Annotated in this window: 1 protein-coding gene; it reads right to left on the bottom strand. The window is 53.4% G+C overall.

The window, feature by feature from the left end; translation table 11 throughout:
• A partial coding sequence (locus tag G9F75_RS19815; RefSeq protein ID WP_167409343.1) for an AMP-binding protein occupies positions 1–279 on the bottom strand: 279 nt, incomplete at both ends.

Here is a 279-nt window from a genome sequence, read left to right as displayed (position 1 = left end):
CTCCCTTCGGTGTTCCCGTCGAACCGGACGTATAAATGATATAAGCGAGCGAATCAGCATCCGCTTCTTCAGAGACATCCCCTGTCTCCGTCTCACTTGTCAGAGCAGAAAGAGACACTTCTAGCGTTTCTCCGGAAAAATCGGGAACGGATAATCCCGGCTGTGCAAGCAGAAGACAAGCGGCACAGTCATTGAGCATATAGCGCAGCCTGTCCTCAGGATACTCCGGGTCAAGCGGCACATAGGCGCCGCCCGCTTTTAACACGGCAAGCACAGAAA

The sequence above is a fragment of the Bacillus sp. EKM208B genome (genome assembly GCF_011800725.1).
GTDB classification, from domain to species: Bacteria; Bacillota; Bacilli; order Bacillales; family Bacillaceae; genus Bacillus; species Bacillus velezensis.
The sequence above is the reverse complement of the archived record's forward strand: the minus strand, read 5'-3'. Positions and strand labels throughout refer to the sequence as shown.